The organism is Streptomyces sp. NPDC053541 (assembly GCF_044544705.1).
Classification (GTDB): Bacteria; Actinomycetota; Actinomycetes; order Streptomycetales; family Streptomycetaceae; genus Streptomyces.
Genome location: NZ_JBITXM010000001.1, coordinates 99,872 through 116,257, shown reverse-complemented (window position 1 = coordinate 116,257; position 16,386 = coordinate 99,872). Strand labels below are relative to the sequence as shown.

Below are 16,386 nucleotides of genomic sequence, written 5' to 3'. Positions count from 1 at the left end.
ACAGACCAATTTATTCGGCGGACTCGGCCACCGTCGCCTGCCGGGCGAGCCGGCCCAGCACGTCCACGGGGCGCGCGCCCGGCTGCACCGCCTTGCCGATGTCCTTCTTCACGCTGCTGCTGACCTGCGCCCAGGAGGTCTTGCCGACCGGCGGCAGCTGGGACTCGGGCAGCGCCTCCAGGAATTCGCGCAGGTCGGCCGAGTTCGGGTCGGACTGCATGGTGGCGGAGGCGGTGACGGTCGCGGGCAGCAGGTCGTTGTCGCCGGCGAACTTCAGGACGTTCTCGTCGCTGAACACGAAGTCGAGGAAGGCGCCGATCTCCCTGCGGTGCCCGTTCTGCTTGAAGCCCATGATCCAGTCGGCGACGCCCATGGTGGCCCTGGCCTTGCCGTCGGTGCCGGGCAGCGGCACCTTGCCGACCTTGACGCCCTTCTTGGCGGCCTCCTGCATGAGGGAGGGGTGGCCGTTGAGCATGCCGACCTCGCCGCGCGTGAAGGCCGCGAAGGCCTGCTTGCGGTCGAGCTTGCCGGGGGCGACCGGGCCGGTGAGGCCGGGGGCGACGAGGTGGTCGCGCAGCCAGTCGAAGGTGCGGACGTTGGCCTCGGAGTCCAGGTCGTAGTGGCCGGTGCCGTCGATGTAGCCACCGCCGCCGCTGAGCAGCCACATCATGGTCTCGGCCTGGGCCTCCTCGGGGCCCAGCGGCAGCGCGAAGGGGTAGGTGACGCCCTTCTTCTTCAGCTTCCCGGCGGCCGCGGCGAGCTCGGCCCAGGTGGTCGGGGGCGCGTCGACGCCGGCCTCGTCGAACAGCTCCTGGTTGAAGAAGAGCAGTCGGGTGGAGGCGACGAAGGGCAGCCCGTACTGGGTGCGCTTGTACTCGCCGGCGTCGACGAGCGGCGCGAGGAAGTTGGCCTGGACGGGGATGGAGAGCAGCTCGTCGGCGGAGTAGAGCTGGCCTGCGGCGGCGTAGTCGGCGTAGGCGCCGATCTGGGCGACGTCGGGGGCCTGGCCGGCCTTCACCATCTCGGCGACCTTGCGGTCCACGTCGTTCCAGGACTCGATCTGGACCTGGACCCTCACGCCGGGGTTCTTCGCCTCGAAGGCGGAGACCAGGCCGGCCCAGTACTTCCGGGTGGAGTCGCCGCCGGTCAGGTCGTAGTCGGCGGCCACGAGCTTCAGGGTGACGTCGCCGGAGCCGCCGAGGGTGCCGCAGCCGGAGAGGCCGGCGGTCAGTCCGAGTGCGGTGGCCGCCGCGGCCAGTCCCAGGAATCGTCGCCGCTGCACAGCCGTAACCCACCCTTTGCTCATCGTCGAGACCTTGTTCGACCGCAAGTTTCTCCCGGGTTTTCACCGGAGGTCTACACCACTCACATATCGCTTCTGCAACGCATTGCCACGCATTGCCGTGCGACGGCCCGCACTGCTATGCACGGTGCGGCAGCACCACGGCAGTACCTGGCAGTTCTTTCCCGGATGTTCGACCGGTCTGGACCAATAGGAGTCGCCCCGCATGTCCCGTACCCCCGCCCGCACCTCCACCGAGATCGCCACCCAGCCTGCCGCCTGGCGCCGCGCCGCCCTGGCCGCCGCCGGCTTCGACGGGCTGCCGAAGCCCGGCGAGCGGGTCGCCGTCACCGGCTGCGGCACCTCCTGGTTCATGGCCCTCGCCTACGCCGCGCTGCGCGAGGCCGCGGGCCTCGGCGAGACCGACGCCTTCGCCTCCTCGGAGTTCCCCGCGCACCGCCCGTACGACCGGGTCGTCGCCATCACCCGCTCCGGCACCACCACCGAGGTGCTCGACCTGCTCGCCGCGCTCCGCGGCCGGGTCCCGACCACCGTGCTCACCGCCGACCCGAAGACCCCGGTGATGACGGCCGCCGACGAGGTCGCCGTGCTCGACTGGGCCGACGAGGAGTCGGTCGTCCAGACCCGCTTCGCCACCACCGCCCTCGCCTTCCTGCGCGCCGGGCTCGGGGACGTACGCGAGGCGACCGGCGTGAAGCCGGTCGAGGAGGCCGCCGTGGACGCCGAGCTCGCGCTCACCGAACCGCTGCCGGAGGCCGCCCTCGGCGCCGAGCAGTGGACCTTCCTGGGCCGCGGCTGGACCTACGGGCTGGCCCTGGAGGCCGCCCTGAAGATGCGCGAGGCCGCCGGGGCCTGGACCGAGGCGTACCCGGCGATGGAGTACCGCCACGGCCCGATCGCGATCACCGCGCCCGGTCGGGTCGCCTGGGTCTTCGGCGAGCTGCCCGAGGGCCTGGCCGGCGACGTCGCCCGGGTCGGCGGCACCCTCGTCTCGCGCCCCGGCACCGACCCGCTCGCCGACCTGGTCCGCGCCCAGCGCCTCGCGGTGACCCTCGCCGAGTCCCGCGGCCTGGACCCGGACCGCCCCCGCAACCTCACGCGCAGCGTGATCCTCGCACCGGAGGCGTGAGGCCGGGCGGCGGCCTTCGGGCGGTGCCCGGCGCGCCCGCGCCGCCGGGCCCGGTTCGAATTTGTATCCGACCGCAACAATCCAGCGCAGTGGACTAGACCTTTCGGGCCCCGACGGGCGAGACTGTCCCCGTGAGACACGTCATCGCCCTCGATGTGGGCGGCACCGGCATGAAGGCCGCCCTCGTCGGGGCGGACGGCACCCTGCTCCACGAGGCCCGTCGCGCCACCGGCCGCGAGCGCGGACCCGAGGCCGTCGTCGAGACGATCCTCGGGTTCGCCGAGGAGCTGCGCGCGCTCGGCCAGGAGCGGTACGGCGAGCCCGCCGCGGCCGCCGGAGTCGCCGTGCCCGGCATCGTCGACGCCGCCCGCGGCATCGCCGTCTACGCCGCCAACCTCGGCTGGCGCGACGTCCCGATGCGCGCCCTGCTCAGCGAACGCCTCGGCGGCATCCCCGTGGCCCTCGGCCACGACGTGCGCACCGGCGGCCTCGCCGAGGGCCGGATCGGCGCGGGCAACGGCGCCGACCGCTTCCTCTTCGTGCCGCTCGGCACCGGCATCGCCGGCGCCATCGGCATCGGCAGCGCGATCGAGGCCGGCGCGCACGGCTACGCGGGCGAGATCGGGCACATCGTGGTCCGCCCCGGCGGCACCGAGTGCGGCTGCGGCCAGCGCGGCTGCCTGGAGCGCTACGCCTCCGCCTCCGCCGTCTCCCTCGCCTGGGCAGCCGCCTCCGGCGACCCCGAGGCCGACGCCGCCGACTGCGCCAAGGCCGTCGAGTCCGGCGACCCCGTGGCCGCCCGGATCTGGCAGGACGCCGTCGACGCCCTCGCCGACGGCCTGGTCACCGCGCTCACCCTGCTGGACCCCCGCACGCTCATCATCGGTGGCGGTCTCGCCGAGGCCGGGGAAACCTTGTTCACACCCCTGAGGGCCGCGGTCGAGGAACGCGTGACGTTCCAGAAGCTGCCCGCCATCGTCCCGGCGGCCCTCGGGGACACCGCCGGATGCCTGGGCGCGGGCCTCCTCGCCTGGGACCTTCTCTCCCCCGACCCGCAGACCCACGACCCGGAGGTTTCCGCCTGATGGCCGATCACAAGGTTCTCGCCGGCGCGCACGTCGTGCTGCCCACCGGAACGGTCGAGAACGGACGCGTGATCGTCGCCGGCGACCGCATCGCGGGCTCCGCCCCCGAGGACGCCCCCGTCCTCGACCTGACCGGCCACTGGCTGGTCCCCGGCTTCGTCGACATGCACAACCACGGCGGCGGCGGCGCCTCCTTCACCTCCGGCACCGTCGAGGACGTCCTCACCGGCGTCCGCACCCACCGCCTGCACGGCACGACCACCGTCGTCGCCTCCTTCGTCACCGGCGAGACCGACTTCCTCACCCAGCGGGCCGGGCTGCTCTCCGAGCTGGCCGAACAGGGCGACATCGCCGGCATCCACTTCGAGGGCCCCTTCATCTCGCCCTGCCGCAAGGGCGCCCACGACGAGACCCTGCTGCGCGACCCCGAGCCCGCCGAGGTGCGCAAGCTGGTCGACGCCGCACGCGGCCAGGCCCGCATGGTGACCCTCGCCACCGAGCTGCCCGGCGGCCTCGACTCCGTACGGCTGCTCGCCGAGCACGGCGTCATCGCCGCCATCGGCCACACCGACGCCACGTACGAGCAGACGCGGGCGGCCATCGACGCCGGCGCCACCGTCGCCACCCACCTCTACAACGCGATGCCCGCCCTCGGCCACCGCGCGCCCGGCCCGATCGCCGCGCTCCTGGAGGACGAGCGGGTCACCGTCGAGCTCATCAACGACGGCACCCACCTGCACCCCGCCGCCCTGGAGCTGGCCTTCCACCACGCCGGCCCCGAGCGCGTCGCCTTCATCACCGACGCCATGGACGCGGCCGGCTTCGGCGACGGCAACTACATGCTCGGCCCGCTCGCCGTCGAGGTGAAGGACAGCGTCGCCCGGCTCGTCGAGGGCGGATCCATCGCCGGCTCGACGCTCACCCTGGACCGCGCCTTCAAGCGTGCCGCCACCGTCGACAAGCTGCCCGTCGAGTCGATCGTCCAGGCCATCTCCGCCAACCCCGCCAAGCTGCTCGGCGTCTACGACCGGGTCGGCTCCCTGGAGCCCGGCAAGGACGCCGACCTCGTGGTCCTCGACGCGGACTTCGAGCTCAAGGGCGTGATGCGCGGGGGCGCCTGGGTGATTGAGCCCCAACTGGGCTGATTCCCGTACAAGTCAGCGGAAGGCGGTTGGTCCGGGGTCTGGGCCAACCGCCCTTCTCTTTGGCATGATCAGGGCGCCGACGGCCGGTGACGGGAGACGAACGGGGAGGTGGCCAGGTGATCCTGACGGTCACCCTCAACACGGCGCTCGACCTCACCTACCGGGTGCCCGCCCTCGTCCCGCACGCCTCGCACCGGGTCACCCAGGTCATCGAACGCCCCGGCGGCAAGGGCCTCAACGTCGCCCGCGTGCTCGGCGCCCTCGGCCACGAGACCGTCGTCACCGGCTTCGCGGGCGGCGCCACCGGCGCGACCGTGCGCTCCCTGCTCGCCGCCACCACCGCCGGACAGCCCGTCCACGACGCCCTGGTGCCGATCTCCGGCGCCACCCGCCGCACCGTCGCCGTCGTCGACGTCGCCGGCGGCGACACCACCCAGCTCAACGAACCCGGCCCGGTCATCACCCCGGAAGAATGGGCCGCGTTCACCGCGCGCTTCACCGAACTCCTCGACGGGGCCCGCGCCGTGGCCCTGTGCGGCAGCCTCCCGCCCGGCATCCACGTCGGCGCCTACGCCGAACTCGTCCGGCTCGCCCGCGCCGCCGGCGTCCCCGCGCTGCTCGACACCAGCGGCGAACCGCTGCGCCGCGGCATCGCCGCCCGCCCCGAACTCATCAAGCCCAACGCGGCGGAGCTCGCCCAGCTCACCGGCTCCCGCGAGCCCTACCGGGCCACCCGCGACGCCCGCCGCCGCGGCGCCCACGCCGTCGTCACCTCGCTCGGCCCCGAGGGCCTGCTCGCCGCCACGCCCGACGGCCTGTGGGAGGCGGCCCCGCCGGCCCCCGTGAAGGGCAACCCGACCGGCGCCGGCGACTCGGCCGTCGCCGCGCTCCTCGCCGGACTCGTCGACGGCGCCGACTGGCCCACCCGGCTCAGCCACGCCGTGGCCCTGTCCGCGGCGACCGTGCTCTCGCCGGTGGCCGGCGAGTTCGACGAGACCGCCTACGAGGCCCTGCTCCCCCGCATCACCGTCCACGACCGGGCGGCCGCGTGACCCCGATGGCGTGACCACGCGGCCGCCGTACGCGCAGCACGGAGGAACCGCATGCCCCTCGTCCGCACCGGCGAGCTCGTCACCGAGGCCCAGGCCGCCGGCACCGGCCTCGCCGCCTTCAACGTCATCACCCTCGAACACGCCGAGGCCATCGCCGCCGGCGCCGAGCGGGCCGGCCGCCCCGCCGTCCTGCAGATCTCCGAGAACGCCGTGAAGTTCCACGGCGGCCGGCTCTCCGCCGTCGCCGCCGCGGCCGCCGCCGTGGCCCGCGCCTCCACCGCCCCGCTCGCCCTCCACCTCGACCACGTCGAGTCCGTCGACCTGCTCCGGCAGGCGCACGCCGAGGGCTTCGGCAGCGTCATGTTCGACGCCAGCAAGCTGGACTACGGGGAGAACGTGAAGGCCACCGCGGAGGCGGTCCGCTGGGGCCGGCAGCGCGGCATCTGGGTCGAGGCCGAACTCGGCAAGGTCGGCGGCAAGGACGGCGAGCCCCCGCTCGACGCGCACGCGCCCGGCGTCCGCACCGACCCGGCCGAGGCCACCGCGTACGTCGCCGACACCGGCGTCGACGCCCTCGCCGTCGCCGTCGGCTCCTCGCACGCGATGACCGAGCGCACCGCCACCCTCGACCACGCCCTGATCGCCGCCCTGAAGGACGCCGTCCCGGTCCCGCTGGTGCTGCACGGCTCCTCCGGCGTGCCGGACGCCGAGATCCGCGCCGCCGTCGCCGCCGGCATGGTCAAGATCAACGTCGGTACGGCCCTGAACACGGCCTTCACCGGAGCCGTACGCGACTTCCTGGCCGCCGACCCGCACGCGGTCGACCCGCGCAAGTACCTCCGCCCGGCCCGCGAGGCGATGGCCGGGACGGTGGAGGCCTTCCTGCGCCTGCTCTGACCGGCGAGCGCCGGCCGGGAGCCGGCTACTCTCCCGGCCGGATCTCCAGCCAGTCGAAGATCGCGTCGCACTGGTTGCCCTGCTCGCACGAGATCTTGATGGTGTTCTGCCCCTGCTTGAGGTCGACCGGCGCCCAGGTGGTCTGCCAGTTCTTCTCCAGGTTGGGGTCCGAGGAGTTGATGAAGTTCTTCAGGCCTATCGGATTGGTGTTGGCCTTGTCGTTCACCGTCAGGGTGGCGAAGGCGTCCTTGGCCGGGATCGCGTAGCGCACGTACAGCCGGTAGGTCCCGGCCTTCTCCACGTCCGCCTGCCAGGTCACGGAGGACCCGATCGCGTTGAACCCGGTGACGTAGGCGCCGTCCGCGCCCTCCGCGCCCTTGATGTCCTTGGCGAGCGCCGCCGAGCCGCCCAGCTTCAGCGTCGCCGCGTCCTGCTGCGGCAGCGCCTGCGGGGCCTGCGAGGACTGGCTCGGGGCGACCGAGGGGGACTCCGAGACCTGGCTCGGCGCCGTCGACGAGCCGCCGGTGCCGCCCGCGCCGTCCGTCTTGTCACCGCTGTTGGCGATCACGGCGGCGGTGATGCCGGCCACGACCACCGCGACGACCGCGACGGCGCCGATCAGCAGGCCCTTGGTGTTGGGGCCGCGGCCGCCGCGCCCGGCGGGCTGCGCCGGACCGGGCCGGTGGGCGCCGCCGCCGGGGTAGGTCTCGGGGGCCGCGTACTGCGGGTTCGGCTGCCCGTAGCCCTGCTGCTGCGGGAAGGGCGGCTGCGCCTGCTGGTGGTGCTGGTGGTGGCCGCCGTACTGCCGCTCGCCGACCGTGCGGACCTGGTTGTACGAGGTGCGGGGCACGCCCGGCTGCGCCGCCGGACCCGGGTAGCCGTAGCCGCCGCCGGAGGGTGGCTGGGCACCCGCCGCCTGGCCGTCGGCGTACAGATAGCCGAACGGATCGTCGTCCTCGGGCTTGTTCGTGCCGTCGTTACCGGCAGCCATCCGGGTCACTCCTTTTCCCTGCTCGCCAGCCGTCGCCGACCGGCCGAGCCTACCTCGTACGGCCCAGTCGCCGGTTCGGCGCTTCGTGTACGTCCGGTGAACGACCCCGGCACCCGCGCCCCGACGGGCCGCCCGGCCCGCGCCCGATCCGGGGCTATCCGGCCCGTCTGTGGACCTTGGAACGGGACCGCTTCTCGACGTACATCCGCTGGTCGGCGCTGTTGAGCACCTCTTCGACGGTCATGCCGCACTCGGCCCAGCCGATGCCGAAGCTGGCGCCGACCCGGACCGCCCGCCCGTCCACCCGGATCGGCGGGATGATCGCGTTCCGCAGCCGGACCGCGAGGTCGGCGGCGTCGGCCGAGCCGAGGCCGTCGGCGAGCACGACGAACTCGTCGCCGCCGAGCCGGGCCACCGTGTCCCCGTCCCGCACCCCGGTGGTGAGCCGGCGGGCCACCTCGATGAGGACGGCGTCGCCGGTGTGGTGCCCGAAGCGGTCGTTGATCGACTTGAAGCCGTCGAGGTCGCAGAAGAGGACGGCGAGGCCCTTGGTGCCGTCGTCGGTCTCGCCGCCGGTGGGGGCGACCGTGTGCACGTGGTGGTCGTAGGGCCCGGCGGGACCGGCGGCCGGGGAGAAGCCGAAGCCGTGCTCGTGCTCGTAGTCGTACTCGTACGGCGGCTCGAAGCCGGGCGCGCCCTCGGGGGCGGAGGCGGCGAAGGGGCGCTCGCAGAGCCGGGCGGAGAGCCGGGAGCGCAGCTCGGCACTGTTGGGCAGGCCGGTGAGGGCGTCGTGCGAGGCGCGGTGGGCGAGCTGGAGCTCGTGCCGCTTGCGCTCCTCGATGTCCTCGACGTGGGTGAGCAGGAAGCGGGGTCCGTCGGCGGTGTCGGCGACCACGGAGTTGCGCAGCGAGACCCAGACGTAGGTGCCGTCGCGGCGGCCGAGGCGCAGCTCGGCACGCCCGCCCTCGGCGGAGGTGCGGAGCAGGGTGCCTATGTCCTCGGGGTGGACGAGGTCGGCGAAGCTGTAGCGGCGCATCACGGAGGCGGGGCGGCCGAGCAGCCGGCACAGCGCGTCGTTCGTGCGCAGCAGGCGTCCGTGCTGGTCGCCGCCCATCTCGGCGATGGCCATGCCGGACGGCGCGTACTCGAAGGCCTGCCGGAAGGACTCCTCGCTGGCGCGCAGGGCCTGCTGCTCGCGCTCCAGGCGGATCAGGGCGCGCTGCATGTTGGAGCGGAGCCGGGCGTTGCTGATGGCGATGGCGGCCTGCGAGGCGTACATCTGGAGCGCCTCGCGGCCCCAGGGTCCGGGGTGGCGGCCGTTGCGCGGGCGGTCGACGGAGATCACGCCGAGCAGCTCGCGGCCGCTTCCCGGGGGGCCGCCCGGGTGGGCGGCGCGGGCGCCGGGCGCGTACATCGGGGCGTAGAGGCGGTCGTGCGGGTGCCACTCGTCCTCGAAGCGGGGGGCGGGGCCCTCGGTGTGCCACTGCGGGACGTCGTCCTCCAGCAGGACCCATCCCTCGGTGTGCGGGATGAAGCGCAGGTCGCCCCAGGCCTCGCCCATGGAGAGCCGCCGGTCCCAGGAGGCGCGGGAGCCGACCCGGCCGGTGATCAGGGCCTCGGCGGCGGGGCTGCCGGCGAAGGCGGAGACGATGAGGTCGCCGTCGGGGCGCACGAGGTTGACGCAGGCCAGCTCATAGTTGAGGCCCGCGACGATGCCGTCGGCGACGGCCTGCACGGTGTCCGCAAGGCTGCGGGCGGTGTTGAGGTCCGCCACGACCTGATGCAGCTGACGCAGGGTCGCAAGACGGACGTACGGCTCCGACTCGGTCTCCATCGCTCGCTCTCCCCGAGACCTCGACAGCTGACTCCAGGGTTCTCATCGGCTTCATCGGCTTGGTGCACTGTCTCCGCCACTGAATCACAGCGAGCTGTGCACCCGGTACACAGGGTCAACAAATACTGCTGTCTGTGACTCAAGTCACAAGCGTCGCTCAGGGGTCGGAGGGCGCTCCGGCCCGGCGGTCCGGCGGCGGGTCCTAGGACCCCCGGGGCAGCCGGGCTGGTACCGGGGCCCGATGCCCGCGCCGGTGCGGCCGGACTAGCGTGCGAGGGTGCTGCAGAAGACGCCCGTGACGGCTACCACCGCCCTCGACCTGGCCATCCCTCATGCTGAGGGGGTGAGCAACGACGAGTTCAGGGCCGCCATGTCCCGGCTCGCGGCCGGCGTGGTCCTGGTGACGGCCCACGACCCGGACGACGGGCCGCACGGCGAGGACGTCGGCATGACCGCCACCGCCTTCCTCTCCGTCTCCCTCGACCCGCCGCTGGTCCTGGTCAGCCTGCGCAACGGCTCCCGGATGGACGACCTGCTCGCGGACGTGCCCGTGTGGGCGGTCTCGCTGCTCTCCGAGGGCCAGCGGCAGATCGCCGGGCGCTTCGCCATGAAGGGCCGGGTCAGCGACCGGCTGCTCTTCGCCGACCTGCCGTACGTCCGCGGCGAGCACAGCTCCGCCCCGCTGATCGACGGCGCACTCGCCACCCTGGAGTGCCGCACCGAGAGCCGGGTGGTCGCGGGCGACCACACCCTCGTCATCGGCCGCGTGCTCGACACCCGCCTGCCCTCGGCGGAGGGCGGCCCGCTGACCTACTTCCGCGGCAGGTACCGCACGCTGGGCTGAGCGGCGGGGGGCGAATCCCGCCCGGACGGCCGGTGTCCGGGCGGGCTCGGGCCGGCCCGCGCCGCGGCCCGGCTCCGGTCGCGAAGGCAGGGGCAGGGGCGGGGGCTCGGGCCCGTAGGTCGGCGCCCCGCGGAGGGAGAGCTCAGCTCCAGTCGCGGGCCTGGCGGCCCCGCTTGGTCTCCGCGCGCTGCTTCTTCTCCCGCAGCCGCCGCTCGTTGATCCCGCGCGGGATCTTCGTCGCGCGGCGCGGCTTCGGCGGCGGCGCGGTGGCCTCCGCGAGGAGGGCGGCGAGACGGACGGCGGCCGTCTCCCGGTTGCGCCACTGCGAGCGGTGCTCCGAGGCGCGCACCGACACGACCCCGTTGACCAGCCGGCCCGCGAGCCGCTCCAGGGCGCGCGCCTTCCACACCTCGGGCAGGGCCTCGGTCGCCGCCAGGTCGAAGCGCAGCTCGACCTGCGAGTCGCTGGTGTTGACGTGCTGCCCGCCCGGCCCGGACGACCGCGAGAAACGCCACATGAGCTCGGCCTCGGGCAGCGAGACGGAGCCGCGGATGGGATACGGACCGGACATGTGTCCCATGGTCCCGGAGCCCCGCGCCCCCGTCACCTCCTTTTGGCGGAGCGGCGCGAGGGAACCGCCGCCGCGTCCCGTGCGTTAATGCGAACGACGACTTCCGCACGGTGTCGGACCTCCGCAGGACCTCAGAAAGGGACTTCCCATGGCTGTAAGCCTCTCCAAGGGCGGCAACGTCTCCCTGACCAAGGAGGCCCCGGGCCTCACCGCCGTCACCGTGGGCCTCGGCTGGGACGTCCGTACGACCACGGGCACCGACTTCGACCTGGACGCCTCCGCCATCGGCGTGGACGCCACGGGCAAGGTCGTCTCCGACGGGCACTTCGTCTTCTTCAACAACAAGTCCACCCCGGACCAGACCATCGTCCACACCGGTGACAACCGCACCGGCGAGGGCGGCGGCGACGACGAGCAGATCAACGTCAACCTGGCGGCCCTGCCGGCCGGCGTCGACAAGATCGTCTTCCCGGTCTCCATCTACGACGCGGTGAACCGCTCGCAGAACTTCGGCCAGGTCCGCAACGCCTACATCCGCATCGTCAACCAGGCCGGCGGCGCCGAGATCGCCCGCTACGACCTGTCGGAGGACGCCGCCGTCGAGACCGCCATGGTCTTCGGCGAGCTCTACCGCAACGGTGCCGAGTGGAAGTTCCGCGCGGTCGGCCAGGGCTACGCCTCCGGCCTGGAGGGCATCGCCCGCGACTTCGGCGTCAACATCTGATCCCGGGCGCCTCGCGTACGGAGCCCCGTCCCCCGGCACGCCCGGCGGGACGGGGCTCCGCGCTTCCCCGGCCCTACGCTTTCCCGATGATCGTCGAACCGCTGACCGCCAAGGACCCCTACGACCTGCCCGGCCCGCTGCTCACCGAACTCACCGGGCTCTACGCCTCCAACGTGGAGTTCCAGCAGCTGAGCGGCGACTTCCCGGAGCCCGACCGGATCCGGCCCGAGCAGGTCGCCGCCGCCCTCGCCGACGAGCTCGCCCACCCGGACGCCGAGGTGCTGCTGGCCCGCTCGGAGGGCCGGCTCGTGGCCCTCGCGATCACCCTCGCCCACCACCCCGACCCGGCCGACCCCGACCCGTGGCTCGGCCTGCTGATGGTCCACGCCGACGCGCACCGCGCGGGCTTCGGACGGCGCCTCGCCCGTTACGTCGAGGACTCCTTCCGCTCCCGCGGCCGCGCCGGACTGCGCCTCGCGGTCCTGGAGAACAACCCTCGGGCGCTCGCCTTCTGGACCGCGCTCGGTTACGAGGAGACCGACCGCAGGCCCGACCGGGCGCACGGCCGCCCGTGCGTCGTGATGCGCAAGGCGCTCTAGTCCGAGGACCCGGCGGGCCGGGGCGGCTTGCCGTCCCCGTACAGCCAGACGTCCCACACGTCGGTCAGGTCCTCGTCCGTCATCGCGTCCACGTAGGCGATGAAGTCCTCGGTGCTCGCGGTGGCGTTGCGGTGCTTCGCGGGCCAGCCGGCCAGGATCTCGAAGAAGGTGTCGTCGCCGACCTCCTGCCGGATCCGGTGCAGCACCATCGCGCCGCGCTGGTAGACGGGCGCGCCGAACAGGTCCTCGGCGCCGGGCGGCTTGGCGGGCGAGTAGGCCCAGGCGTCCTCGTCCTCGTAGGCCTTGGCGAAGCTGCGCTCGGCCGGGGTGTGCGCGAAGTCCTCCTCGTACAGCCACTGGGCGTAGGTCGCGAAGCCCTCGTTGAGCCACAGGTCCGCCCAGGTCGCGGGGGTCACGGAGTCGCCGTACCACTGGTGCGCCAGCTCGTGCACGAGCGTGCCCGTGTCGAAGGAGCCGGCCGGGAACACGGGCCGGGTCTGGGTCTCCAGGGCGTAGCCGACGTCGCCGTCGCGCTCGACGACCACGCCGGCGGCGGCGAAGGGGTACGGCCCGAAGTTCTCCGCCTCCCACTCCAGGATCTCGGGCACCCGGGCGCGCAGCGCGGCCGTCTTCGCGGCCACCTGCGGGTCGACGGCGGACAGCACCGGGACCCGGGCCTTGCCGGGGAGGGTCGCGGTCGTGGTGTCGAAGCGCCCGATCGCGAGCATCGCGAGATAGCTGGCCATCGGTTCGGCCGTGTGCCAGACGGAGGTGGTGCGCCCGTCGGCCTCCTTGCGCTCGGCGGTGCGCACGCCGTTGGAGAGCGCGGTGAGCCCGGCCGGGACGGTGACGGTGACGTCGTAGGCCGCCTTGTCGGAGGGGTGGTGGTTGCCGGGGAACCAGGCCATGGAGCCGTTCGGCTGGCCGAGCGCGAGGGCGCCGTCGGCGGTCTTGAGCCAGCCCTCCTTTGAACCGTCGGAGTCGGTGACGGTCTCGGGGCGCCCGGAGTAGCGGATGACGGCGCGGAACTCGGCGCCGTCGTCGATCTCCTCGCCGGGCCGCAGGGTCAGTTCGTTCCCGGCCCGGTTGACGGCGGCGGGCGCGCCGTCGACGGTCGCGTCGCGGACGGTGAGCCCGGCCAGGTCGAGGTTGAAGGCGCTGAGGTCCTGGGTGGCCTCGGCAGTGATCTCGGCGCGCCCGTCGAGCCGGCCGGAGGCGGGGTCGTAGGAGAGGGTGAGCGCGTAATGGCGCACGTCGTAGCCGCCGTTGCCCTGCTTGGGGAAGTACGGGTCGCGCAGCCCGGCCGCGCCGGGCGTGCCCTTCACCCCGCCGCTGCCGCCGCTCGTGCAGGCCGCGGCGAGCAGGGCGAGCGAGAGGGCCAGAGCACCGGTCCGTACCCGGCTGCGCGTGTTCACGAACCGATCCTAAACAGGCGGAAGGGCATGCCGACGGCGCCCGGCGGGGGTCCGGGCGCCGTCGGAGTTCAGGCCCGCGTCACGCGCGGATCGGGCCGGTTCAGCCGTTGAGGGAGGCGACGCCGGCCTGGGCGAACTTCTCGTCCAGGTCGCCGGACGGGGCGCCGGCCACGCCGATGCCCGCGATCGGGCCGCCGTCGGCGGTGACGGGGGCGCCGCCGGCGAGGAAGAGGGTGCCCGGGATGTCCTTCAGGGTCGGCGCGTTGGTGAGGCGCTTGACCAGCTCGGAGGTGGGGGCGTTCCAGGAGACGGCGGTGTACGCCTTCTTCACGGCCGACTCGTAGGACTGCGGGCCCGCGCCGTCGCCGCGCAGGGTCACGAGGGTGTTGCCGTTGCGGTCCACCACCGCGACGGAGACGCGCTGGTTCTCCTTCTCGGCGGCCTTCAGGGTCGCCTGCGCGGCCTTCGTCGCGGCCTCGATCGTCAGGTGCGTGCTCTGGCGGGTGTTGTCGCCCTGGGCGTCGGCCTTGGCGACCGCGGCGGCCGGGGCGGCGGCGGGGGCGGTGGCGTTCGCGGAGACGGCGCCGAAGGTGCCGGCGGCGAGGACGACGGCGGCGGTGGTGCCGAGGAGGAACTTCTTCTTCATTGCGTGCTCCTGACGGAAGGGGCGGAGGAGATGAGGAGAGGAGGGGAGCGTTCGTGCCGTTCGTTCGCTCGCTCTGCATCGATCCTCCGCCCGGATCCGGCCCCGGCCGGTCCGCGTTCCGGCTGCCGTCGGCGCGCGGGACGGTGGATGCCGGGGTCAGCCGAACGGTTGATGCCGTTGTGGTCCCCGCGGGTCAGGATGGTGGTGTGCCCCCAGGTCAGGAGGCCGGCCGGAAGGCCACGGGGACGGTACGGCGAAGAGGTGGACGGACGATGGACCGGACGACGCACCGGGACCCGGACGCCCGCTGGCTGGCCCGGGTCATGCACGTGGCCTTCTTCCTGCTGCTCGGCGCCTCGCTCGCCCGCTTCCTGCTGCGGCACCCCTGGGAGGACCGCAGCCCCTGGATCGTGGCGCTGTCCGGCGCGCTCGCCTCCCTCTATCTGCTCGGCCCCGTGCTCGGCACCCGCGCCACCCCGCGCCGGATCGCCTGGCTGTGCACGGTCGTCGCCGTGTGGGTGGTGCTCGTGGTCCTCGCGCCCAGCTTCGCCTGGTGCGCGGTCCCGCTCTTCTACACCGGCCTGCGGACCCTGCCGCACCGGGCCGCGCTCGGCCTGGTCGCCCTGCTCACCGCCTTCGTCGTGTTCGCGCAGGTGCAGCTCTCGCACGGCGGCTGGGACCCCAACCTGATCGTCGCCCCGCCGGCCGTGGCCGCCCTCGCCACCGGTGTCTTCGTGCACGCCGAGCGGCAGGCGGAGCGGCAGCGCAGGCTCATCGAGGACCTCATCCGCACCCGCCGCGAGCTGGCGGCGACCGAGCGCCGCGAGGGGACCCTCGCCGAGCGCCAGCGGCTCTCCATGGAGATCCACGACACCCTCGCGCAGGGCCTGTCCAGCCAGCAGATGCTGCTCCAGGCCGCCGACCGGCTGTGGGACGGCGACCCGGCGACCGCCCGCCGGCACGTCCGCACGGCCGAGTCGATCGCCGAGCGGAACCTCGCCGAGGCCCGCCGCTTCGTGCACGACCTGGCGCCCGCCGACCTCGCCGAGGGCGGCGGCCTGGAGCAGGCGCTGCGCGGGCTCGCGAGCCGCGAGTCGGCCGCCTTCCGGGTCGACGGGCCGCCGGTCCCCCTGCCGGACCGGGTGCAGTCGGCGCTGCTGCGCATCGCGCAGGGCGCCCTGGCGAACATCCGCGAGCACGCGGAGGCCGCCTCGGCCGCGCTCACCCTGACGTACCTCGACGACCAGGTCGTCCTCGACGTCGCCGACGACGGGCGGGGCTTCGACCCGGCCGCGACCCGCGCGGACGCCGGGGTGCGCGGACACGGGCTGCCCGCCATGCGGGTGCGCGCCCGGCAGCTGGGCGGCACCCTGACCATCGAGTCCACTCCGGGCGAGGGCACCGTGCTCTCGGCCGCGATCCCGCTGGAGGTACGACAGTGACGTCAGCGACGCCGGAGGCTTCGCCCGTACGGATCCTGCTCTGCGACGACCACGCGGTGGTCCGGGCCGGGCTGCTCGCCCTGCTCGGCAGCGCACCCGACATCGAGGTGGTCGGGGAGGCCGGCAGCGGCGAGGAAGCCGTGGCGATGGCCGCGCACCTGCGTCCGGACGTGGTCCTGATGGACCTCCAGCTGGGCGCCGGCATCGACGGCGTCGAGGCCACCCGGCGGATCGCCCCGACCGGCGTGCACGTCCTGGTCCTCACCACGTACGACACGGACGCCGACATCACCCGCGCCATCGAGGCGGGCGCCACCGGCTACCTCCTGAAGGCCGAGCGCCCCGAGGAGCTGTTCGCCGCGATCCACTCGGCCGCGCAGGGCCGCACGACCCTGTCGGCGCCGGTCGCCAGCCGGGTCATGGACCGGATGCGCGGCGCGGCGGGCCCGTCGCTGACCGACCGCGAGCGCGACATCCTCGGCCAGCTGGCCCACGGCCTCGGCAACCGCGAGATCGCCCGCGCGCTGTTCATCAGCGAGGCCACCGTGAAGACCCACCTCGGCCGCATCTACGCGAAGCTCGGCGTCGACACCCGCGCCGGCGCGGTGGCGGTGGCGAAGGAGCAGCGCCTGCTGCCCTAGCGCCCGTACGCCCCCGGGGGCCGGCGCCGTCACCCGGGCGGGCGGATCGGGCCCCGCTTCAGCCTCCC

Annotated in this window: 16 protein-coding genes; 10 read left to right on the top strand and 6 right to left on the bottom strand. The window is 74.0% G+C overall.

From position 1 onward, the window contains the following. Window positions 1-10: 10 nt before the first annotated feature. Entirely contained in the window at window positions 11-1,306 is a 1,296-nt protein-coding gene (locus ACIGW2_RS00615; protein WP_399840405.1) for an ABC transporter substrate-binding protein, read from the bottom strand. Between the two features lie 202 nt (window positions 1,307-1,508). Here ACIGW2_RS00615 and ACIGW2_RS00610 point away from each other — a divergent pair, with 202 nt between their 5' ends. From ACIGW2_RS00610 to ACIGW2_RS00590, 5 genes are all read left to right on the top strand, one after another. Then, entirely contained in the window at window positions 1,509-2,432 is a 924-nt protein-coding gene (locus ACIGW2_RS00610) for an SIS domain-containing protein (protein WP_399840403.1), read from the top strand. Window positions 2,433-2,563: 131 nt separating this feature from the next. Beyond that, entirely contained in the window at window positions 2,564-3,517 is a 954-nt protein-coding gene (locus ACIGW2_RS00605; RefSeq protein WP_391652844.1) for an ROK family protein, read from the top strand. Next, window positions 3,517-4,662: an N-acetylglucosamine-6-phosphate deacetylase gene (gene nagA / locus ACIGW2_RS00600; protein ID WP_399840401.1), complete on the top strand. Its 1,146-nt coding sequence runs from the start codon at window positions 3,517-3,519 to the stop codon at window positions 4,660-4,662. Before ACIGW2_RS00605 ends, nagA begins: the two co-directional genes overlap by 1 nt. 116 nt (window positions 4,663-4,778) lie before the next feature. Further along, window positions 4,779-5,714, top strand: coding sequence for a 1-phosphofructokinase family hexose kinase (locus tag ACIGW2_RS00595; RefSeq protein ID WP_356061433.1), 936 nt, complete (start codon window positions 4,779-4,781; stop codon window positions 5,712-5,714). Window positions 5,715-5,765: 51 nt separating this feature from the next. Further along, window positions 5,766-6,611, top strand: a complete 846-nt coding sequence (locus tag ACIGW2_RS00590) for a ketose-bisphosphate aldolase (RefSeq protein WP_391652846.1) — start codon at window positions 5,766-5,768, stop codon at window positions 6,609-6,611. Between the two features lie 25 nt (window positions 6,612-6,636). On the opposite strand, the gene ACIGW2_RS00585 is transcribed toward ACIGW2_RS00590, so the two are convergent. Continuing rightward, a complete protein-coding gene (locus ACIGW2_RS00585; protein WP_391652847.1) occupies window positions 6,637-7,602 on the bottom strand; it encodes a CBM35 domain-containing protein in 966 nt (321 codons plus the stop codon). A gap of 154 nt (window positions 7,603-7,756) precedes the next feature. Next, a complete protein-coding gene (gene cdgB / locus ACIGW2_RS00580) occupies window positions 7,757-9,436 on the bottom strand; it encodes a diguanylate cyclase CdgB (RefSeq protein ID WP_391652848.1) in 1,680 nt (559 codons plus the stop codon). Between the two features lie 277 nt (window positions 9,437-9,713). Between cdgB and ACIGW2_RS00575 the strand changes: the two genes are divergently transcribed. Continuing rightward, window positions 9,714-10,280, top strand: a complete 567-nt coding sequence (locus tag ACIGW2_RS00575) for a flavin reductase family protein (protein WP_391652849.1) — start codon at window positions 9,714-9,716, stop codon at window positions 10,278-10,280. Between the two features lie 142 nt (window positions 10,281-10,422). Here ACIGW2_RS00575 and arfB read toward each other — a convergent pair whose 3' ends face one another. Beyond that, entirely contained in the window at window positions 10,423-10,860 is a 438-nt protein-coding gene (gene arfB, locus ACIGW2_RS00570) for an alternative ribosome rescue aminoacyl-tRNA hydrolase ArfB (RefSeq protein ID WP_356061442.1), read from the bottom strand. A 139-nt stretch (window positions 10,861-10,999) separates the two neighbouring features. On the opposite strand from arfB, the gene ACIGW2_RS00565 reads away from it, so the two are divergent. Next, complete coding sequence (locus ACIGW2_RS00565) at window positions 11,000-11,575, top strand: TerD family protein (RefSeq protein WP_356061444.1); 576 nt, start codon at window positions 11,000-11,002, stop codon at window positions 11,573-11,575. 86 nt (window positions 11,576-11,661) lie between these two features. Next, window positions 11,662-12,174 (top strand): GNAT family N-acetyltransferase, encoded by a 513-nt coding sequence (locus ACIGW2_RS00560; RefSeq protein ID WP_391652850.1) that lies wholly within the window; start codon window positions 11,662-11,664, stop codon window positions 12,172-12,174. On the opposite strand, the gene ACIGW2_RS00555 is transcribed toward ACIGW2_RS00560, so the two are convergent. After that, window positions 12,171-13,589, bottom strand: a complete 1,419-nt coding sequence (locus tag ACIGW2_RS00555) for a M1 family metallopeptidase (RefSeq protein ID WP_399840398.1) — start codon at window positions 13,587-13,589, stop codon at window positions 12,171-12,173. The two genes, ACIGW2_RS00560 and ACIGW2_RS00555, sit on opposite strands and share 4 nt — an antisense overlap. A 100-nt stretch (window positions 13,590-13,689) precedes the next feature. Next, on the bottom strand, window positions 13,690-14,235 hold the full coding sequence (locus tag ACIGW2_RS00550) for a heme-binding protein (RefSeq protein WP_399840396.1): 546 nt from the start codon (window positions 14,233-14,235) through the stop codon (window positions 13,690-13,692). A gap of 272 nt (window positions 14,236-14,507) precedes the next feature. Here ACIGW2_RS00550 and ACIGW2_RS00545 point away from each other — a divergent pair, with 272 nt between their 5' ends. Continuing rightward, entirely contained in the window at window positions 14,508-15,677 is a 1,170-nt protein-coding gene (locus ACIGW2_RS00545) for a sensor histidine kinase (RefSeq protein ID WP_361587417.1), read from the top strand. Continuing rightward, window positions 15,674-16,318, top strand: coding sequence for a response regulator transcription factor (locus tag ACIGW2_RS00540; RefSeq protein ID WP_361587419.1), 645 nt, complete (start codon window positions 15,674-15,676; stop codon window positions 16,316-16,318). Before ACIGW2_RS00545 ends, ACIGW2_RS00540 begins: the two co-directional genes overlap by 4 nt. The last annotated feature ends 68 nt before the right edge of the window (window positions 16,319-16,386 follow it).

What these genes read in the sequence shown, in the direction of transcription:
- ACIGW2_RS00615 (WP_399840405.1), bottom strand. Translation starts at nt 1,306, where the DNA reads ATGAGCAAAGGGTGGGTTACGGCTGTGCAGCGGCGACGATTCCTGGGA.
- ACIGW2_RS00610 (WP_399840403.1), top strand. Translation starts at nt 1,509, where the DNA reads ATGTCCCGTACCCCCGCCCGCACCTCCACCGAGATCGCCACCCAGCCT.
- nagA (WP_399840401.1), top strand. Translation starts at nt 3,517, where the DNA reads ATGGCCGATCACAAGGTTCTCGCCGGCGCGCACGTCGTGCTGCCCACC.
- ACIGW2_RS00590 (WP_391652846.1), top strand. Translation starts at nt 5,766, where the DNA reads ATGCCCCTCGTCCGCACCGGCGAGCTCGTCACCGAGGCCCAGGCCGCC.
- ACIGW2_RS00585 (WP_391652847.1), bottom strand. Translation starts at nt 7,602, where the DNA reads ATGGCTGCCGGTAACGACGGCACGAACAAGCCCGAGGACGACGATCCG.
- cdgB (WP_391652848.1), bottom strand. Translation starts at nt 9,436, where the DNA reads ATGGAGACCGAGTCGGAGCCGTACGTCCGTCTTGCGACCCTGCGTCAG.
- arfB (WP_356061442.1), bottom strand. Translation starts at nt 10,860, where the DNA reads ATGGGACACATGTCCGGTCCGTATCCCATCCGCGGCTCCGTCTCGCTG.
- ACIGW2_RS00565 (WP_356061444.1), top strand. Translation starts at nt 11,000, where the DNA reads ATGGCTGTAAGCCTCTCCAAGGGCGGCAACGTCTCCCTGACCAAGGAG.
- ACIGW2_RS00560 (WP_391652850.1), top strand. Translation starts at nt 11,662, where the DNA reads ATGATCGTCGAACCGCTGACCGCCAAGGACCCCTACGACCTGCCCGGC.
- ACIGW2_RS00550 (WP_399840396.1), bottom strand. Translation starts at nt 14,235, where the DNA reads ATGAAGAAGAAGTTCCTCCTCGGCACCACCGCCGCCGTCGTCCTCGCC.
- ACIGW2_RS00545 (WP_361587417.1), top strand. Translation starts at nt 14,508, where the DNA reads ATGGACCGGACGACGCACCGGGACCCGGACGCCCGCTGGCTGGCCCGG.